The organism is Streptomyces sp. NBC_00009, from assembly GCF_045040855.1.
Taxonomy (GTDB): domain Bacteria; phylum Actinomycetota; class Actinomycetes; order Streptomycetales; family Streptomycetaceae; genus Streptomyces; species Streptomyces aureus.
Genome location: NZ_CP108312.1, coordinates 4,473,936 through 4,492,596, shown reverse-complemented (window position 1 = coordinate 4,492,596; position 18,661 = coordinate 4,473,936). Strand labels below are relative to the sequence as shown.

Sequence of the window (18,661 nt, the reverse complement as noted above, 5' to 3'; positions counted from 1 at the left end):
CTCGTTCCTCACCGGGCGCCGGGCGGGCTGATCACAGCCGGTCCGGCGCTTCGGCGTTCACGCCCGCGGATAGCGGGCCAGCCACCCCGGCGAGGACGCCGCGGGGCTGTGCAGGGCGGGCCCCTGCGTCATCTCCATCGCGAAGTCGTCGGCGAGCTCCAGGACCGTGGGGCGGCCCTCGAGCTCGGTCACCCAGCCCGGCGGCAGCGCGGTCTCCCCGTGCAGCGCGCCGAGCAGGCCCCCGCACAGCGCGCCGGTCGCTTCGGACGGGCCGCCGTGGTTCACCGCGAGACACAGTCCGTGCCGTATGTCCTCGCCCACGAGGGCGCAGTACACCGCCACGGCGAGCACGCCCTCCGCGAGCCCGTCACCCACGAGTTCGTCGACACGGGCGGCCGACGGCATGCCCTGGCGGACCGCGCCGAGCGCGTGCTTGAGCGCGTCCGTGACGGGCTGGTGCCCCGGGCGCGCGGCCAGCAGGACGAGGGCGCGCTGCACGGCGCCGTCGAGGCTCTCGCCGCGCGCGAGTCCGTGCACCACGACCGCGTACGCACCCGCGGAGAGGTACGCCGCGGGGGCGCCGTGCGTCTGGACCGCGCACTCGGCGGCCAGCTGGAAGACGAGCTGCGGCTCCCAGCCGACGAGCAGCCCGAACGGGGCCGAGCGGGCAGCCGCCGCGGACCCGGCGGCGGCCACGTTCTTCGGCTTCTCCAGGGTCCCCATGACGTCGTTGCCGAGTCCGAGGAGGCAGTCGCGGGACGGGCCGCGGCGCGAGTACAGCCACTCCTCGCGGGCCAGCCAGCCGTCCTCCTTGCGCCGCTCGTCCGGGCCCCAGTCACGCTGGGTCGCCGCCCAGCGGAGGTAGGCGCGGTGCACGTCGGTCGGGGGATGCCAGGCGCCCGTGTCGCGCCGCACCTGCGCCCTTATCAGGCCGTCCACCGTGAAGAGCGCCTGCTGGGTCGCGGCGGTGACGGCGCCGCGGCGCCCGTACGCGGGAGCGAGGTCGGTCAGTCCCTGCGGACCGTGCGCGGCCCTGACCTCTTCGAGGGAGAGCTCGGCGAGCGGCGCCCCGAGGGCGTCGCCGAGCGCGGCCCCGATGAGGGTGCCGCGGACCCGGCTGCGGAAATCCTGCTGCTCGGCGCGGCCCCATACGGCCGATGAGGGTCCCCCCTGCTTGGGGGTCAGTGGGGCTGCCACGGGGAGCTCTCCCCTCCGGGTCTCGTTACGCGTGCGACGACTGCGCAGCACTGTAATCGACGGGGCGTACGCGGTTGAGAGCCGAAGCGGCACAGGCGAAGTCGCCCTTGAGACCAATTCACCCGCTTTTCTTCCGCAAACCGGACGATGTCCCGGGGCGCGGCCCGGGGACCTGCGGCGCGGCGCCGCTCGACGGCCGTCCGTCGTGCGCCGTTCACCGTGCGTTGGCTCACGTATCGCCGGACACCCGGAACATCCGCAGCATGACGCAGATGACTCGTGTCAGGGCCTCCTCGTACGCCCTGGCCGCCGCGCTCCTCGTGGGGCTCTCCGCACCCGTCGCCGCCGCGCACCCCGCCTCTCACGGGCACACGTCGCACCACCGCATCCCGTTCACGGCGGCGACCGTGACGGCGGCCGAGGACGGCTCCTCCTACACGGTCGAGTGGAAGGCGCCCGGTGTCCGGCACGTGGCGGTCCGCGCGGGCGGCCGCACCGTCGCCTCCGGCGGCTCGTCCGGCAAGGTCACCGTGCGCGGCCTGCCCGCCGCCGACCGTCAGTGGTTCGACCTGGTCCCCGACCGGGGCCAGGGCCTGCACCTCGCCGACCGCGAGATACGCCTCGACGGCGCGGTCAACTTCCGTGACGCGGGCGGCTACCGCACCACCGACGGGCACTGGGTGCGGATGGGCGAGATCTACCGCACCGCGTCCCTGGACAAGCTCACGGACAGGGACCTGGCGAAGCTGAAGCGCCTCGGCATCTCCGTGGACTACGACCTGCGTACGCAGCAGGAGCGCACCTCCGCGCCCGACCGCGTCCCCACCGGCTCCCGCTACGTCGTCGCGGACGTGCTCGGCGACCTCGGAGGCCTGTCCGGCCTGCCCGCGTCGCCGGAGGCATCCGCCCAGCTGATGGTGGACGCGGAGAAGACCATGGTCTCCGCCCCGGCCGCGCAGCAGGCCTACACCACGGTCTTCCACGGCATCGCGGACGCCGACGGCGCGAACGCGCTGTTCCACTGCACGGCCGGCAAGGACCGCACGGGCTGGGCGAACGCCACGCTCCTGACCGCGCTCGGCGTGCCGCGCGACACGGTGATGGACGACTACCTGGCCAGCAACACGTACCGCGCGAAGGAGAACGCGGCGATGCTCGCCGCGATGCCGCCCGCGCAGGCCGCCGTGTACAAGCCGATGCTGGACGTGCGCCCCGAGTACCTGAACTCGGGCTTCCAGGAAGTGACGAGCCGCTACGGCACGTTCGACCGCTACCTGGACAAGGCCCTCGGCCTCAGCCACCGCGACGTACGCGACCTGCGCGAGGACCTGCTGGTCGGCTGACGGGCGTCCGGGCACGGACGGTGCAGCCGGGTGGAGGCCCCGGGAATCCGGGGCCTCCACCTATGCCGCTGCCGCATACCGTTATGCCGCATACCGTTCCTGAACGGCGTCCCTTGCTGCCACGACCCGTGCCAGACGGGGGGCGAGGCGGGTGCGGTCCGCGCCTTTACTGTTGAGGAGCTCCGTCAGGGCGAGTGCGATCTCGGTGAGGTCGTCCCAGGCCGCGCCGGAGGCCAACAGCTCGGCGAGACGGCTGTCCAGGGCAGGCCAGCCGGCGAGAGCCGCGGAACTGAGCAGCAGAAGGCTCTGATCCTTCACGCGGGTGGAGAGTTCCGGGACCGCCGCAAGGTGCTCTGCGTCCCGCCACAACGCTTCCGCCGCGTGCACGTCACCGACGCCGGCGGTGAGGGCGAGTTCTATGCTCCCGGCCACGACATCCTGTGTGCGCAGCCGCGTCGCCACGCGCCGTGCCGCGGCCAAGTTCCCCAGCAGGCGCAGCGCGTAGACCTCAACCTGAAGTGCGGGGCCGTCCGTCCCGTCGCCGACCGCTCCCCGCTGCCCCAGCTCCGCCAGAGTCTGCTCCGCATGCCCCTGGTACAGATGGATCACGGCGCGAGCGAGATGGTTCTGCCCCCGGTCTCCGCACAGCTCCGAGTGCCGGGCGAGATCCGCCCAGGCCTGGTCCAGGCGGCCCACGGCAAGCGACACGTTGATGCGAATCTCGAGATGCGAGGCGGACGACGGGGCGAGCTCGACTGCCCGATCGGCGTCCGAGAGGGCCTGGGGGAAGTCATGCAGATACCGGTTCACCTCGGCTCGCTGCGCCCACGCCCAGGCGTAGTCCGGGTCCAGCTCCAGGGATCTGCTCAGCGCGGCCAGCGCCTCGTCGTCACGGTCGAGCGGGTAGAGGGTCATGCCTCGGCACGCGTGGGCTTGCGCGTACTCCGCGTCCAGTCCGATCGCCCGGTCGAATTCGGCGAGAGCCTCCACGTACCGCCGGGTCATGCGCAGGACCTCGCCGCGCTCGACGGCCACCCAGGCCAGATCCGGCACCAGTTCCTTCGCGCGGTCCAGGTCTGCCATCGCGCGGTCCGGTGCGTCCAGGCGATGCAACGTCCTCGCCCGGTGGACCAGTGCCCATACGTAGTCGGCGTCGAGTTCGAGGGCCCGGTCGAGAGCCGTAAGCGCCTCCGCGGTGCGGTCGAGGCTCCTGAGGGTCACTCCCCGGCGGGCATGCGTGACCTCGTCCGTACCGTCCAGGCCGAGAGCCACGTCGAAGTCGGCCAGGGCCTCCTCGTACCGGCCCTCCTGGCGAAGGGTCTCCGCCCTTTCCCTTCGGTACCAGGCGTTGTCCGGCTGGCTCTCCACCGCGCGGTCGAGATCCGCCAGGGCCTGCGCCGTCTCGTCGCGCGCGTTCCTCACCCCGGCCCGCTGCACCAGCGCCCACCCGTAGTCCGGGCTGAGTTCGATCGCCCGGTCCAGGTCGCGCAGGGCCAGTTCGTCGTGGTCCAGCGCGTAATGGGTCACGCCCCGGCTCGCATAGGCGGCGGCGTACGCGTCGTCGATGCTCAGGGCCCGGTCGAACTCCGCGAGCGCTTCCGGGTAGCGGCCGGCGAGGCGCAGGGATTCGCCGCGCTCGACAGCCACCCAGGTGTCGTTCGGGCCCGCGCTCAGCGCACGGTCCAGGTCCTCCCAGTGCCGCGTGTCGTCGCCCCGGTCGCGCCACACCCTGGCCCGGTAGACCAGCGCCCGCGAGTCGGTCAGTTCCATGGCGATGGCCCGGTTGAGCGCGTCGAGGGCCTCGTCGCCGCGCTCCAGCTCGTACAGGGAAATCCCCTTGATCACCAAGGCCTCGTACCCGTCCGAGCCGAGTTCCAGGGCGCGGTCGGCGTCCGCCAGCGCCTCGTGGAGGTGGTTCAGGAGCCAGTGCGCCTCCGCCCGCCCGATCAAGAAGTCGGCGTCACCCGGGTCGAGTTCCACGGCCCGGCCCAAATCGACGAGGCCGTCCTCGCTGCGGCCCTGCAGGAGTCGGGTGTAGCCGCGACCGTAGTACGCCCTCGCCTGCTCGGCGTCCAGCTCGATGGCGCTGTCGTACTCGGCCACCGCGCGCTCGAGCTGCCTCTCGTGGCGCAGGTCCCGGCCCCGTACCGTCCGGATGAGCGCCCTTGTCCGGGGGTCCTGCGCCGCCCGGTCGAGGAGCAGCCCCAGGGCCGCGACGGTCCCTCCCGCTTCCAGGGCGCTGAGCAGGTCACGCCCCCACTCGGCCACGGTGTCCGCGCCCGCGTCGTCCCCCGCCTCGGCGATCATCTGCGCCCAGGCCCGTCCGACGGACTCCCCCTCGTCGATCGCGTCGACGGCCTCCCGCAGGACGCCGGGCAGCGCGGCGCGGGGGCCCGCGCACAGCAGGTGGTACGACTGGGCGAGGCGCAGCTCGCGCCAGCTCCTCGCCGACCACGCGTCGGACCCGGACAGTCCCGCCTCCGCCTCCGCCCGCCATGCGCCGAACGTCTGCGCGAGCCGCGTCTGCCGGTCCGCCCAGTCCCGCGGCGACTGATGGCGCTGCAGCCGCAGCATCTGCGAGCGCACCACCCCGTGGTACTGGACCCGGTCGCCCCGGTCGCTGACGAACGCGAGCCCGCGCAGCCATCCGTACAGCGTCGCGGCGTCGTCGTCCGGGCACCCCACGGCGGCCCGGAAGACGTCCGCGTCGAGGCGGCGTGGAAGAGCGCAGGCGAGGGCGACGGCGCGCCGCACTTCGTCCTGTTCCCACTTCAGGAACCGCTCGACGGCCGTGGGGCTCGGGTCGCCGACGTCGTCAGGGTCGGCGGGCCGGCTCTCGGCAAGGGTGGAGACCAGGACGGGGAGGCCGCCTGTCAGCCGCAGCACCTCTTCGACGACAGGCTCGGCGACCACTCCCCTGTCCGCGAGCAGGCCGCGCGACTCGGCCTCCGTGAAGGGTTCGAGCGGGATGTTCCCCACGTAATCGGCGTAGCCGCCCCATCGCGACGCATCGAAGTCACGCTGGCCGGCGGTGACCACCACGACGTTCGCGGGAAGAGTCCCGTACCGCTCCGTCGTCATCACGTCCCGCAGCCACCCGTCCAGGAACGGCCCGGTCCGCTCGTACGTGTCGAAGAACAGCACGACCCACGGCACGGAAGCGGCGATGTGTGCCAGCTCGGTGAGCAGGACCGGGGTCAGGGACTTCTCCGGCGCCAGGACCAGTTGCGCGTCCTCCTGGCTGCCCAGCCGGGCGTTGAGGCCCGCCTTCAGCCGGTCGGCTCCACGTGCGAGCGGGGCGGGGTCCACGGCCCCGGCGAATGCTCCGACGCCCGGCACGAGTCCGAGACCCACCAGGCCCGCCCGTGCCACTGCCATGCTGCCTGCCGAGGGCGAGGCGGGCTCGGACTGCTCCGGAACCAGGGCCGCAACGGACGCCGACTCGGCCTCGTGACGGCGCTCCCGGTGTGCGGCAAGCCGCCGGTCGAGGTCCTTGAGGCGGTGACCCTGCGCGGCGAACTGTGAGCCGAGCGCCGCCAGAGCCTCCGGAACGCTGCCCACCGCCTCGTCGACGTACGCCGTCAGCGCGCCGCGCTCGCGTGCCACCTGCTCGAGTTCCCGCACCAGGAAGGTCTTGCCGACCCCGGCGTTGCCATGGATATGGAACAGGAACCGATGCCGCTCGTCGTCCACCGGTATCTCGAAGTTGCCCCGGAACGCCGTGAGTTCGTCACGTCGGCCCACGAACCCCGCGCGCCTGCGTCGACGTATCAACTCCTGCATCGACGGCCCTGAAGCGCCCACGGCGCACACCCCTCCCCGTCACCACCAGCTCCCTGCCCTTCAGTGTGCCGCACGTCCCGAACGAGGGCCTGCGCATGCGCTGTTACAGGCTTGGGACGTACGTACTCCGGGGCGCGTACAACGTTTTTCTTCGGTGGCCTGTCTTTCTTCTCGTCACCACGAACACCCCCACAGGACACCAAGAAGGAGAGGAACAGTGCGCCGCACTCTCGTCACAGCCCTCGCCGTCACCGCGCTCGCCGTGCCGCTCGGCCTCGTATCCGCCGCCGGTACCGCCGCCGCTGCCACACCCGTTCCGCCCCGCGTCCCCGCCACCGACTTCAACCACGACGGGTACCAGGACCTCGTGCTCGGGGCGCCGGGCGCGACCGTGTCCGGGAAGGAGAACGCCGGGGCCGTCTCCGTGGTCTACGGCGGGAAGAACGGGCCGGACATCACGCACGCCAAGGTCTTGACCCGCTCCACCACCGGGATACCCGGAGCCGCCGAGGAGGGCGGCTACTTCGGGGAGCGCGTCACCAGCGGGGACCTCGACGGGGACTCGTACACCGACCTCGTCGTCGCCGGGCTCGGCGGCGCGCCGAGCGTCGTGCTGTGGGGTTCGGCCGCCGGGCTGAGCGGCCAGGGCAGTGTCGCGCTGCCCACGTCGACCGGGATGTTCGCCGTCGGCGACTTCAACGGCGACGGGCACCGCGACCTCGTCACCGACGACTACCCGCGCAGCGACGACCCGGACGACGACGCCGCCGGGATGACCATCTCCTACGGCCCCTTCGACCGCGCGAGCGCCAAGCCGGCGAGCCAGGACACCATCGCCACCAGCCAGACCTTCGGGCCCGCCGACATCGTCGTCGGCGACATGACCGGGGACGGCGCCGACGACATCGTGACGAGCCACGGCTTCGAGGAGATGGCGTACGCCAGCAAGTTCTGGAAGGGCGGGAAGGACGGGGTCTCGCACACCGCGAAGTCGCTGACCTCGTCGTTCCGCGGTGCCGTCGGTGACGTCGACGGGGACGGGTACGGCGACCTCGTAGTCCACGACATCGGCGACAACTACGAGGACATCCCGTACGAGAAGGGCACCGTCCTCGTCATGTACGGGACCGCGGACGGGCCGTCCACGACCCGCACGAAGACCATCACGCAGGACACGGCCGGCGTGCCCGGGGTCGGCGAGAGCGGCGACATGTTCGGCACCGACATCTCCGCCGGTGACGTGAACAGCGACGGCTACGCGGACATCGCCGTCGGCGTGCCCGGCGAGGCCATCGGCAACATCAAGGACGCCGGCAGCGTCGTCCTGCTCAAGGGCGGCCGCGGCGGCCTGTCCGGCACGGGCTCGCAGGCCTTCAACCAGTCCACGACCGCGGTGCCCGGCGCCTCGGAGACGGGCGACGGCTTCGGCCAGAAGGTCCTCCTGTCCGACCTGAACGGCGACGGCAAGGCCGACCTGACCGCCACCGCTCCCCTGGAGGACGGCACGTACACCGACTCCGGCGCTGCCTGGGTGCTGCGCGGGGCCACCGGCGGGCTCACCACGAGCGGCATCACGTCGTTCGGCGCAGCCGCCGTCCATGTCCCCGAGAAGAACGCCCAGTTGGGGCAGGACCTCATCGGGCACTGAGAGACGGGGGTGGGTGAGCCCATGGGTTCACCCACCCCCCTCGCGCGTGATCCCGCTCAGTCCCCCAGCACCGGCAGCAGTTCCGGCAGGTGGCCGTCCGAGGCCGTCGCCGCGTGCTGCCGCTCCAGCGGGACCTCCCCGTACAGCGTCGTGCGCGGCTTCGCCGGGCGGCCCGCTTCCTCCGCGATCGTGATGAGGTCCTTGATGGAGCGGTACGAGCCATAACTGGAGCCCGCCATACGGGAGATGGTCTCCTCCATCAGCGTGCCGCCCAGGTCGTTCGCCCCCGAGCGCAGCATCTCCGCGGCGCCCTCCGTACCCAGCTTCACCCAGCTCGTCTGGATGTTCGGGATGTGGGGGTGCAGGAGGACGCGCGCCATGGCGGTGACGGCCCTGTTGTCGCGGGTCGTCGGGCCCGGACGCGCGATGCCCGCGAGGTAGACCGGGGCGTTGGTGTGGATGAACGGGAGCGTCACGAACTCCGTGAAACCGCCCGTCTCTTGCTGGATACCGGCCAGCGTGCGGAAGTGGCCGAGCCAGTGGCGGGGCTGGTCCACATGCCCGTACATCATCGTCGACGACGAGCGGATGCCCAGCTCGTGAGCCGTCTTGATGACCTCGATCCACGTCGCCGTGGGCAGCTTGCCCTTGGTGAGGACCCAGCGGACCTCGTCGTCGAGGATCTCGGCCGCCGTGCCGGGGATCGAGTCGAGGCCGGCCTCCTTCGCCGCGGTGAGCCAGTCCCGGATCGACATGCCCGTGCGCGTCGCGCCGTTCACCACCTCCATCGGGGAGAACGCGTGCACGTGCATGCCGGGGACGCGCTCCTTCACCGCCTTCGCGATGTCGAAGTAGGCCGTGCCCGGCAGGTCGGGGTGGATGCCGCCCTGCATGCACACCTCGACCGCACCCACGTCCCACGCCTGCTCCGCCCGGTCCGCGACCTGGGAGAGGGAGAGCGTGTACGCGTCCGCGTCCGTGCGGCGCTGCGCGAAGGCGCAGAAACGGCAGCCGGTGTAGCAGACGTTCGTGAAGTTGATGTTCCTCGTGACGATGTACGTGACGTCGTCGCCGTTCACCGTCTTGCGGATGTCGTCCGCGACGCGGCAGAGGGCGTCGAGCGCCGGGCCGTCCGCGTGCAGCAGGGCCAGCGCCTCGTCGTCGGTGAGCTTCGTCGGGTCGTCGGCCGCCGTCGCGAGCGCGGCGCGCACGTCCCCGTCGATGCGCTGCGGGACCATGCCGGGCGCGGCCTGCTCGCGCAGCGCCTCCCAGTCGCCGTACACGTCGTCGAAGTCGTCGCGCCGGTCGGACGTGCGGCCCGTCGTGTCGATGGTGCGGTGCAGGTCCGTGCGGCCGGTGGCGGTGAACCCCTCGTCGGGCTCCTGCCAGGGCAGGCCCGCGGGGCGCGCGTCCTCGTCGGCGAGGCCGGTGTCGGCGGAGGCGAGGGCCCGTACGTGCGGCAGGAGACGCGGGTCGAGCCACGGCTCGCCGCGCTCGATGAACTCCGGGTAGATCGTCAGGCGTTCACGGAGCTCGAAGCCGGCCTCGCCCGTCTTCGCTGCGAGTTCGTCGATGTGCGGCCAGGGGCGCTCGGGGTTCACATGGTCCGGGGTCAGCGGCGACACCCCGCCCCAGTCGTCGATGCCGGCGCCGATCAGGAGCGCGTACTCCTCGTCGACCAGGTTCGGCGGGGCCTGGATGCGGGCGGAGGGGCCGAGGATGTGGCGGGCGACCGCGATGCACGCGGCGAGCTCCTCCAGCTCGGCGTCCGGCATGCCGCGCATCGCCGTGTCCGGCTTGGCCCGGAAGTTCTGGACGATGACTTCCTGGATGCCGTGGTAGCTGCGCTGGATGCGGCGCAGCTGGAAGAGGGAGTCGGCGCGCTCCTCGTAGGACTCGCCGATACCGATGAGGACGCCGGTGGTGAACGGGACGTTCGACCGGCCCGCGTCCTCCAGGACCCGCAGCCGGACGGCGGGTTCCTTGTCGGGCGAGCCGTGGTGGGGGCCGCCGGGCTCGGACCACAGGCGCGTCGCGGTCGTCTCCAGCATCATGCCCATGGACGGCGCGACCGGCTTGAGGCGCTGCAGGTCGGTCCACGTCATGACGCCGGGGTTGAGGTGCGGGAGCAGGCCCGTCTCCTCCAGGACCCGGATCGCCATGGCGCGCACATAGGCGAGCGTGTCGTCGTACCCGTGCGCGTCCAGCCACTCGCGGGCCTCGGGCCAGCGGTCCTCGGGCCGGTCGCCGAGCGTGAACAGCGCCTCCTTGCAGCCCATCTCGGCGCCGCGGCGGGCGATGTCGAGGACCTCGTCCGGCGACAGGAACATCCCGTGGCCGTCCCTGCGCAGCTTGCCGGGAACGGTCACGAACGTGCAGTAGTGGCACTTGTCCCGGCACAGCCGGGTCAGCGGGATGAAGACCTTCTTCGAGTACGTGATGACGCCCGGGCGGCCCGCGGCCTCCAGGCCCGCGTCGCGCACGCGCGCGGCGGACGCCGTCAGGTCCCGCAGGTCGTCGCCGCGGGCCTGGAGCAGGACCGCCGCCTCGGCCGTGTCGAGGGCAACGCCGTCGCGGGACCGCTTCAACGCGCGGCGCATCGCGTTGGCGGTGGGTCGTACAGGCTCCGGATCAGTCATGCTCCCGAGGATACGAGCGCCCACCGACAGCGTCTGCGCCGCGCTGACGTGCGCGGGATCACGCGACGTACACGTTTCACCTGCGCCCTGCACCGCCCCTCACAGGTACTGCTCGTACTCGTCGAGGATCTTGAGGACCGATGTCTCGTCCGCCGGCGGCAGTTGGAGGACGACCTCGTCGATGCCGAGTTCCGCGTAGTGCGCGAGCTTGCCCGGGCTCGGCAGGACCGCGTACGGGACGACGTGCAGGTCCGCCGGGTCGCGGCCCGCCTCCTCCCAGCCGGCCCGCAGCACGGGCATCGACTCGGTCAGGCCGCGCCCGCCGATGGGCAGCCAGCCGTCGGCGTACTCGGTGATGTGCGCGAACAGCTTCGGGCCCGCCGCCCCCCCGATCAGCGTGCGGGGCGCGCCGCCCACCGGCTTCGGGTAGGCGTGGCTGGCCCGCACCGACACCCCGAACTCACCGTCGTACGCGGTCGGTTCCTGCGACCACAGGGCCCGCATGAGGCCCATGCGCTCCCGGCCGAGCTCGCGCCGCGTGCGCCATTCGACGCCGTGGTCGGCGGCCTCCTCGACGTTCCAGCCGAAGCCGAGGCCGAGCGTGAAACGGCCGCCGGAGAGGTGGTCGAGGGTCGCGATCTGCTTCGCCAGGCCGATGGGGTCGTGCTGGGCGATCAGCGTGACGCCGGTGCCGAGCCCGAGCCGCTCGGTGACGGCGGCGGCCTGCCCCAGCGCGACGAACGGGTCGAGGGTGCGGCCGTACTCGGCGGGCAGTTCACCACCTGCCGGATACTGCGTCGCCCGCTCCACCGGGATGTGTGTGTGCTCGGGCAGATACAGCCCGGCGAACCCGCGTTGCTCCATCTCACGCGCGAGCCGCACAGGCGTGATGGTCTCGTCGGTCAGGAAAATCGTGGTCGAGATCCGCATGGGGGCATTACTACCGGCCCGCCCCTCAGGAGTCCATGGACTCCCCGGGCGGACAGACGTAAGACTCCGATCCCCTTCCCTTACAGGGGAGTTCACGGCTCAATACCAGAGTTGCATGCATCACCCACGTCACAGACGGAACGTCACAGGACCCTGGGAGCCGCAGCATGTGCGAGGACGACCACACCACGACCGGCATGGCCAGACGCGCGCTGTTCGTGACGGGAGCGGCCACCGCGCTTACGTTGAGCAGTGTGAGCTTCGCGAGCGCGGCCGACGGCCGCACACCGGTGGACGGCACGAAGACTACGAAGACGACGAAGACCGTGAAGGGGACGCTGCCGCCCGGCGCGCCCGACTTCGTGTACGTGCCGGTCGAGGTGCCGCGCGGGGTCCGCGAGATCCACGTCGCGTACACCTACACGAAGGCGACCGTCCCGGCCGGCACGCAGAACAACGCCCTGGACATCGGGGTGTTCGACGAGCGCGGCACCGAGCTCGGCGGGAAGGGCTTCCGCGGCTGGTCGGGCGGCGCGCGCACCGAGTTCTTCGTACGGGCGGACGACGCGACGCCGGGCTACATCCCGGGGCCGGTCCGCGCGGGCACCTGGCACATCGCGCTCGGCCCGTACACGGTCGCCCCCGAAGGCCTCCCGTACGAGCTCACCATCACGCTCACGTACGGCGAGCAGGGCGAGACCCCGAAGCCCGTCTACCCGCCCTCACGCGCCAAGGGCCGGGGCCGCGCCTGGTACCGCGGCGACTGCCATCTGCACTCGTGGTACTCGGACGGCAGGCGCACGCCCGCCGAGATCGCGGCGCTCGCGCGCGCAGCCGGCCTGGACTTCATCAACTCGTCCGACCACAACACGCACTCGTCGCACGCCCACTGGGCCGACCAGGCGGGCGACGACCTGCTCATCATGCTCGGCGAGGAGATCACGACCCGTAACGGGCACGTGGTGGCGCTCGGCACGGACCCGGGCACGTTCGTCGACTGGCGCTACCGGGCCCGCGACAACCGCTTCGGCAAGTACGCGGGCGAGATCCGCCGCGCGGGCGGCCTCGTCGTACCGGCCCACCCGCACGCCACCTGCATCGGCTGCAACTGGAAGTTCGGCTTCGGTGAGGCGGACGCCGTCGAGGTGTGGAACGGCCCGTACACCCCGGACGACGAGGTCTCCCTGGCCGACTGGGACAACACGCTCGTGGCGTCCGTACGGGGTTCGCGTCAGTGGATCCCCGCGATGGGCAACAGCGACGCCCACCGCGACCCGGACCGCATCGGCGGCCCGCAGACGGTGGTCCTCGCCGACGACCTGACCCGGGAGGCCGTCCAGGCGGGCATCAAGGCGGGCCGCTCGTACGTCGCCGAGTCGAAGTCCGTGGAGCTGACGTTCACGGCGTCCGGCTCGCGCGGCGAGCACGCCGGCATCGGCGAGCGCCTCCACGTGGACCCCGACGCGCCGGTCACCGTCCGCCTGGAGGTCAAGGGCGCCCCGGGCTGCACGCTCCACCTGGTCACGGACCAGGGCACCCTGTTCACCGCACCGGCGCTCCCCGAGTCCGGGTCGGGCACGGCCGAGTGGCGCACGACGGCCTCGTACGCGGCCTATGTGCGGGCCGAGGTCCGGCACGCGCCGACGGTCCCGGGCCTGCCGGGGGCGCTTGCGGCGTTCACGAACCCGGTGTTCCTGGGGGCGTAGGAGGGGCGGGCGGCCTGGACAGTACGACTGGCTAGGCTGCCCCTCCTGAATGTTTGCCACAGCGCCGGGGTGCGGCAGTGCCGGGCGCGACAGGACAGGGGGCGGAAGACGCATGACAGATCGCCAGACGGTCCAGTTGCTCGACCACATGCGCAGGGGCATGCCGTTCGAGTTCACGACCACGATGTCGATGATGAAGCGGCTCGCGACGCTGGTGTCCACCGCCGAGCTCTTCGGCTACCAGTACGCCGGGGCCCGGCAGGAGGTCTTCTCCATCAAGCTGTTCTTCACCCCCGACCCCGGCCCGCAGGCGCAGGCACGCGCCGCGCAGTACTGGCCGTACGCGCCACAGGTGCCCGGGATACCGCCGCAGACGCTGGAACTCAACAAGAAGCGCGTCCTGTTCGACCTGACCAGCAAGGCCGCGCTGCTGAAGCGGCTGCCGGTCATCGGGGTGGTCCTCCTCCTGGCGTTCCTGCGCTCGCTCCTCTCCCTGGGCGGCTCTCCGGGCCTCGCCGTCGGCTATGCGTGCGGCATCGCCGTCCTGGCCGGCGTGGGCATCTGGATCAACTTCCTGCGCCACAAGAAGGCCGGCGCGTACCTCCAGGCGGCGGGCTTCGTACGCCACGAGCCCTCCCCCGGCCAGGTCTTCCACCTCCCGCCGGGCTCCCAGCCGCAGTACGGCCAGCCGCAGCAGCAGTACGGCGTGCAGGCGCCCGGATACGGCGGCCAGGCCCAGCCCCCGTACGGCGCGGCGCAGCACCAGCAGTACGGGCAGCAGCAACCGCCGCAGCAGTACGGACAGCAGCAGCCCCCGCAGAACTATGGCCAGCAGCAGCCCCCGCAGTACGGACAGCAGCCGCCCTACGGCGGCCGGCAGCCGCAGTAGGAGGAGGGGCAGGGGGCGGTCACCCCTGCCACACGATCGACTGCAGCTCGCTGTAGGCGTGCAGCGCGTACGAGCCCACGTCCCGGCCCACCCCGCTCTGCTTGAAGCCGCCGAACGGCGCCTCCATGTTCCGGCCGACCGTGTTCACGCCGACCCCGCCGGCCCGCAGCCGCCGCGCAACCCGGAACGCCCGCGCCACGTCCCCCGACCACACGTAGTCGATGAGGCCGTACTCACTGTCGTTGGCGAGGGCCACCCCCTCCTCCTCGTCGTCGAAGGGCACGACCACCACGACCGGGCCGAAGATCTCCTCCCGCACGACCCGCATGTCGTTCGTGCAGTCCGCGAGGAGCGTCGGGGCGACGTAGAAGCCCTTGCCGAGAGCCGGCCGCTCGCCGCCCGCGACGACCCGCGCCCCCTCCTTGCGGCCCAGCTCGACGTACGACTCGACGCGGTCGCGGTGCGCCGCCGAGATCACCGGCCCGACGACCGTCCCCGGTGCCCTCGGATCGCCCACCTTCATATAGCCGACGTACTCGGCCAGCTTCGAGACGAGCGCGTCGTACACCCCGCGCTGCGCGATCACCCGCGTCGGCGCCGTGCAGATCTGCCCGCTGTAGAAGGCGTACGTGGTGCCGATCCCCGAGACCGCGGAGGCGAGGCCCGCCTCGTCCAGGTCGTCGAAGACGAGCGCCGCGCCCTTTCCGCCCAGCTCCATCAGCTGCCGCTTCATGCCGCGCCCGCACACCTCGCCGATGCGCCGGCCGACCGCGGTGGAGCCGGTGAAGCTGACCATGTCGACGTCCGGCGAGTCGACGGCCGCCTCGCCCACGTCCACAGCCGTCCCGCTGACCACGTTCACCACACCGGGCGGCGCCCCCGCCTCCTCCAGAGCGGCCGCCATCCGGTACACCGACAGGGGGTCCTGCGGGGCCGGCTTCACGACGACCGTGTTCCCCATGGCGAGCGCCGGGGCGACCTTGCCGGCCGGGTTCGCCCACGGGTTGTTGTACGACGTGATGCAGGTGACGACGCCGACGGGCTGCCGTACGGCGAGCGCCCCGAGCACGCCCGCCTTCCCCATGGGTCCGGCCTCGTTGATCTGCGGCGGCAGCCCCTGCTCGACCGGTTCGAGCGCGCCCTTCGCATAGCGGCGGAACCGTGCCACCCCCACCGCGACCTGCATGCCGCGCGCGGTCCCGCTCGTCGCGCCGCTCTCCGCCTGCGCGAGGTCCGCGTTCGCCGCGAAGTCGCGCTGCATCACGTCGGCGGCCCGGTCCAGGATCGCGGCGCGCTCCTCCGGCTTCGTACGGGACCACGAGGCGAAGGCCTCGCGGGCCGCCGACGCCGCGTCATGGACCTGCGCGCGGGACGCCTCGGGGGCGAGCCCGACGACCTCCTCCGACGCGGGGTCGACGACCTCGTAGTGCCCGCCGTCCGGCTCGGTCCACTCGCCGCCGATGAACAGCCGCTGGGAATCGTCCGCTTGACGCGTCACTTGGTGGACACCGTCCTCGTGTCGCGGCCCGACCGCAGCACGGTGCCGGGCACCGCCCCCGTCACGACGTCCTCGCGGATGACCTCGACGCCGTTGACCCACACGGCGTTGATGCCGATGGCCTTCGAGTCGAGGCGCGGGCTGTCGCCGGGCAGGTCGTGGACGAGGGTGGCCTTGCCCGCGTCGATCCGCTCCGGGTCGAACAGGACGAGGTCCGCGTGCCAGCCCTCCTCGATCCGGCCGCGCGCGCGAAGCCCGAAGAGCCGTGCCGGATCGTCGGTGAGCATCTTCACCGCCTCCTCGATCCCGGCCAGCTTCCGCCCGCGCAGACAGTCCCCGAGGAAGCGCGTCGTGTACGGCGCCCCGCACATCCGGTCCAGGTGCGCGCCCGCGTCGGACCCGCCGAGGAGCACGTCCTCGTGGCTCCAGGTCTCGGCGCGCAGCGCCCACGAGTCCGGGTCGTTGTCGCTGGGCATGGGCCAAAGGACCGTCCGCAGGCGGTCGTTGGCGCAGATCTCGACGATGCACTCGAAGGGTTCCTGGCCGCGCTCGGCCGCGATGTCGTTCACCACGCGCCCGGTCAGGCCCTCGTTCGCCTCCGAGTACGTGTCGCCGATGACGTACCGCCCGAAGTGGGCGAGCCGCCGGAAGACGCCGGCCTCCTTGCTGTCCGCGCGCCGCAGCATCTGTGCCCGCACGTCCGGGTCGCGGAGCTTCGCGATCCGCTCGTCGACGGGGAGGGAGAGGATCTCGCCCCAGCCGGGGATGAGGTTCAGGGCGCAGAACGTGCCGAGCGACATGTTCATGGGGGTCAGGATCGGCATGGTCAGCGCGACGATCCGGCCGCCGGCCTTGCGGGCCCGCTCGCTGGGGATCAGCTGGCGCGGCACCCGCTCGGGGACGGCCGCGTCGATGGTCAGGACGTTCCAGTTCAGGGGCCGCCCGGCGGCCGCGCTCATCTCGACGAACAGGTCGATCTCGTCGTCGCTGAACTGGTCGAGGCACCCGGCCACGATCGCCTCGATCTGGGTTCCCTCGTGCTCGGCGACGGCGCGGCTCAGCGCGAGCAGCTCCTCGGGCCGCGCGTGCCGCGAGGCGACCGGCTGCCCGTCGCCGTCCGAGTGCGTCGAGGACTGGGTGGTCGAGAAGCCCCAGGCACCCGCGTCCATCGCCTCGTGGAACAGGGCGAGCATCTGCTCCAGCTGCTCGGGCGTCGGCTGCCCGCCGACCGCGTCCGCGCCCATCACGTACCGGCGCAGCGCGCAGTGCCCCACCATGAAGCCGGCGTTGACGGCGATCCGCCCGTCGAGGGCGTCGAGATACTCACCGAACGAGTTCCACGTCCAGGGCGCGCCCTCCTCAAGCGCGACCAGAGACATGCCCTCGACCTTGGACATCATCCGGCGCGTGTAGTCGGCGTCCTCGGGCCGCTCCGGATGCAGCGGCGCGAGCGTGAAGCCGCAGTTGCCGCCCGCGACGGTCGTCACGCCGTGGTTCAGGGACGGCGTCGCGTACGGGTCCCAGAACAGCTGGGCGTCGTAGTGGGTGTGCGGGTCGACGAAGCCGGGGGCGAGGATCCGCCCGCGCGCGTCCTCGCTGCCCGCGGCGGGCTCCGCGACGGTGCCGGGCTCGGCGATGACGGCGATGCGCCCGTCCCGGATGCCGACGTCGGCGACGTAGGCGGGGGCACCCGTCCCGTCGACTACGGTCGCGCCTTTGATCAGATGGTCGAGCACGAGGTCGTCCCCCTCATTGCTGGTGGGTGTCTGATTCAGCCCGTCCGGCGTTTGAGGACGAGCCCGAAGGGCGACAAGGGGGGTCCGGGGCGCAGCCCCGCGACGTCGGCCAGACGCCCCGAACCCAACTCCTACGCCGACTGACGGAACCTGGTAGTCCGGTGGACCGGATCCGTGTCGATCTTCGGGATGACGTGCTCGCCGATGAGCTTGATCGACTGGAGCGTGTCCTCCTTGGAGATGCCGATCGGCATGCCGAACGACAGCTGGTCGGCGCCCGCCTGTTCCCAGCGCTTGCACTGCGTGAGCACCTCGTCCGGGTCGCCGCAGATCAGCAGCTCCTCGGCGATGAGGAGTTCGATGATCTCCTCGTTGAACTCGGGCAGCGTCTCGGGCCACACGGGGAAGCCCTCGGGGCGCGGGAACGTGTCGTGGTAGCGGAAGACGAGCGACTGGAGGTAGTGCAGTCCGCCGGTGGCGGCGATCCGTACGGCCTCCGCGTGGGTCGGCGCGCAGATCGCGGTCGAGGTCACCATGACGTTGTCGTTGACGAACGCCCCGACGGGCTCCGCCTTGCCGATGTTCGACTTGTACTGCTCGAGCACCCACTCCATGTCGGAGACCTTCTGGACGCTGAAGCCCAGGACGCCGAGGCCCTTCCTGGCGGCCATCGCGTACGAGGGCGGGGAGCCGGCCGCGTACCACATGGCGGGGTGCGCCTTCCCGTACGGCTTGGGGAAGATCTTGCGCGGCGGCAGCTGCCAGTGCTTGCCCTTGAACCCGACGTACTCCTCCTGGAGCCACATCTTCGGGAACTCGGCGATGGTCTCTTCCCAGATCTCCTTCGTGTAGTTCATGTCGGTGACGCCGGGGATGAAGCCGAGGATCTCGTGGCTGCCCGCGCCGCGCCCGCTGCCGAACTCGTGCCGCCCCTCGCTGAGATGGTCGAGCATCGCGACCTTCTCGGCGACCTTCACCGGGTGGTTGACCTGGGCGAGCGGGTTGAAGATGCCGGAGCCGAGGTGGATGCGTTCGGTGGCGTGGGCGAGGTAGCCGAGGAAGACGTCGTTGGCGGAGAGGTGCGAGTACTCCTCCAGGAAGTGGTGCTCGGACGCCCAGGCGTACTTGAAGCCCGACTTGTCCGCCTGGATGACGTACTCGGTCTCCTCCATCAGCGCCTTGTGCTCGGCGAGCGGGTCGGTCTCGGCCCGCTTGCCCACATATCCCTGTACAAAGAGCCCGAATTCCAAGGAGGTTCACCGTCCCCTGTCTGTGACCGGCGGCTGCGTCAG

General features: G+C 71.8%; 11 protein-coding genes. 4 read left to right on the top strand and 7 right to left on the bottom strand.

Annotated features, from left to right (window positions below):
- Positions 1 to 57 precede the first annotated feature (57 nt).
- Positions 58 to 1,197: an ADP-ribosylglycohydrolase family protein gene (locus OHA58_RS20375; protein ID WP_405480443.1), complete on the bottom strand. Its 1,140-nt coding sequence runs from the start codon at positions 1,195 to 1,197 to the stop codon at positions 58 to 60.
- A gap of 263 nt (positions 1,198 to 1,460) precedes the next feature.
- Here OHA58_RS20375 and OHA58_RS20370 point away from each other — a divergent pair, with 263 nt between their 5' ends.
- Positions 1,461 to 2,540, top strand: a complete 1,080-nt coding sequence (locus OHA58_RS20370) for a tyrosine-protein phosphatase (RefSeq protein ID WP_405480441.1) — start codon at positions 1,461 to 1,463, stop codon at positions 2,538 to 2,540.
- An 81-nt stretch (positions 2,541 to 2,621) separates the two neighbouring features.
- Here OHA58_RS20370 and OHA58_RS20365 read toward each other — a convergent pair whose 3' ends face one another.
- Entirely contained in the window at positions 2,622 to 6,344 is a 3,723-nt protein-coding gene (locus OHA58_RS20365) for a tetratricopeptide repeat protein (protein ID WP_405480440.1), read from the bottom strand.
- Between the two features lie 196 nt (positions 6,345 to 6,540).
- Here OHA58_RS20365 and OHA58_RS20360 point away from each other — a divergent pair, with 196 nt between their 5' ends.
- A complete protein-coding gene (locus tag OHA58_RS20360) occupies positions 6,541 to 7,971 on the top strand; it encodes an FG-GAP-like repeat-containing protein (protein WP_405480439.1) in 1,431 nt (476 codons plus the stop codon).
- Positions 7,972 to 8,027: 56 nt separating this feature from the next.
- On the opposite strand, the gene OHA58_RS20355 is transcribed toward OHA58_RS20360, so the two are convergent.
- A complete protein-coding gene (locus OHA58_RS20355) occupies positions 8,028 to 10,610 on the bottom strand; it encodes a bifunctional FO biosynthesis protein CofGH (protein ID WP_405480437.1) in 2,583 nt (860 codons plus the stop codon).
- A 99-nt stretch (positions 10,611 to 10,709) separates the two neighbouring features.
- Positions 10,710 to 11,540 (bottom strand): LLM class F420-dependent oxidoreductase, encoded by an 831-nt coding sequence (locus OHA58_RS20350; protein ID WP_405480436.1) that lies wholly within the window; start codon positions 11,538 to 11,540, stop codon positions 10,710 to 10,712.
- 167 nt (positions 11,541 to 11,707) lie between these two features.
- Here OHA58_RS20350 and OHA58_RS20345 point away from each other — a divergent pair, with 167 nt between their 5' ends.
- Both OHA58_RS20345 and OHA58_RS20340 read left to right on the top strand, forming a co-directional pair.
- Entirely contained in the window at positions 11,708 to 13,246 is a 1,539-nt protein-coding gene (locus tag OHA58_RS20345; RefSeq protein WP_405480435.1) for a CehA/McbA family metallohydrolase, read from the top strand.
- 112 nt (positions 13,247 to 13,358) lie between these two features.
- Complete coding sequence (locus tag OHA58_RS20340) at positions 13,359 to 14,135, top strand: hypothetical protein (RefSeq protein ID WP_405480433.1); 777 nt, start codon at positions 13,359 to 13,361, stop codon at positions 14,133 to 14,135.
- Between the two features lie 19 nt (positions 14,136 to 14,154).
- Here the strand turns inward: OHA58_RS20340 and OHA58_RS20335 are convergent, their stop codons facing one another.
- From OHA58_RS20335 to OHA58_RS20325, 3 genes are all read right to left on the bottom strand, one after another.
- Entirely contained in the window at positions 14,155 to 15,633 is a 1,479-nt protein-coding gene (locus OHA58_RS20335) for an aldehyde dehydrogenase family protein (protein WP_405480432.1), read from the bottom strand.
- A complete protein-coding gene (locus tag OHA58_RS20330; protein ID WP_405480431.1) occupies positions 15,630 to 17,369 on the bottom strand; it encodes an amidohydrolase family protein in 1,740 nt (579 codons plus the stop codon). The genes OHA58_RS20335 and OHA58_RS20330 overlap by 4 nt, the downstream gene beginning before the upstream one ends.
- A gap of 131 nt (positions 17,370 to 17,500) precedes the next feature.
- Positions 17,501 to 18,619 carry an LLM class flavin-dependent oxidoreductase gene (locus OHA58_RS20325; protein WP_405480429.1) on the bottom strand — a complete coding sequence of 373 codons (1,119 nt, stop codon included), beginning with the start codon at positions 18,617 to 18,619 and terminating at the stop codon, positions 17,501 to 17,503.
- Between the last annotated feature and the right edge of the window lie 42 nt (positions 18,620 to 18,661).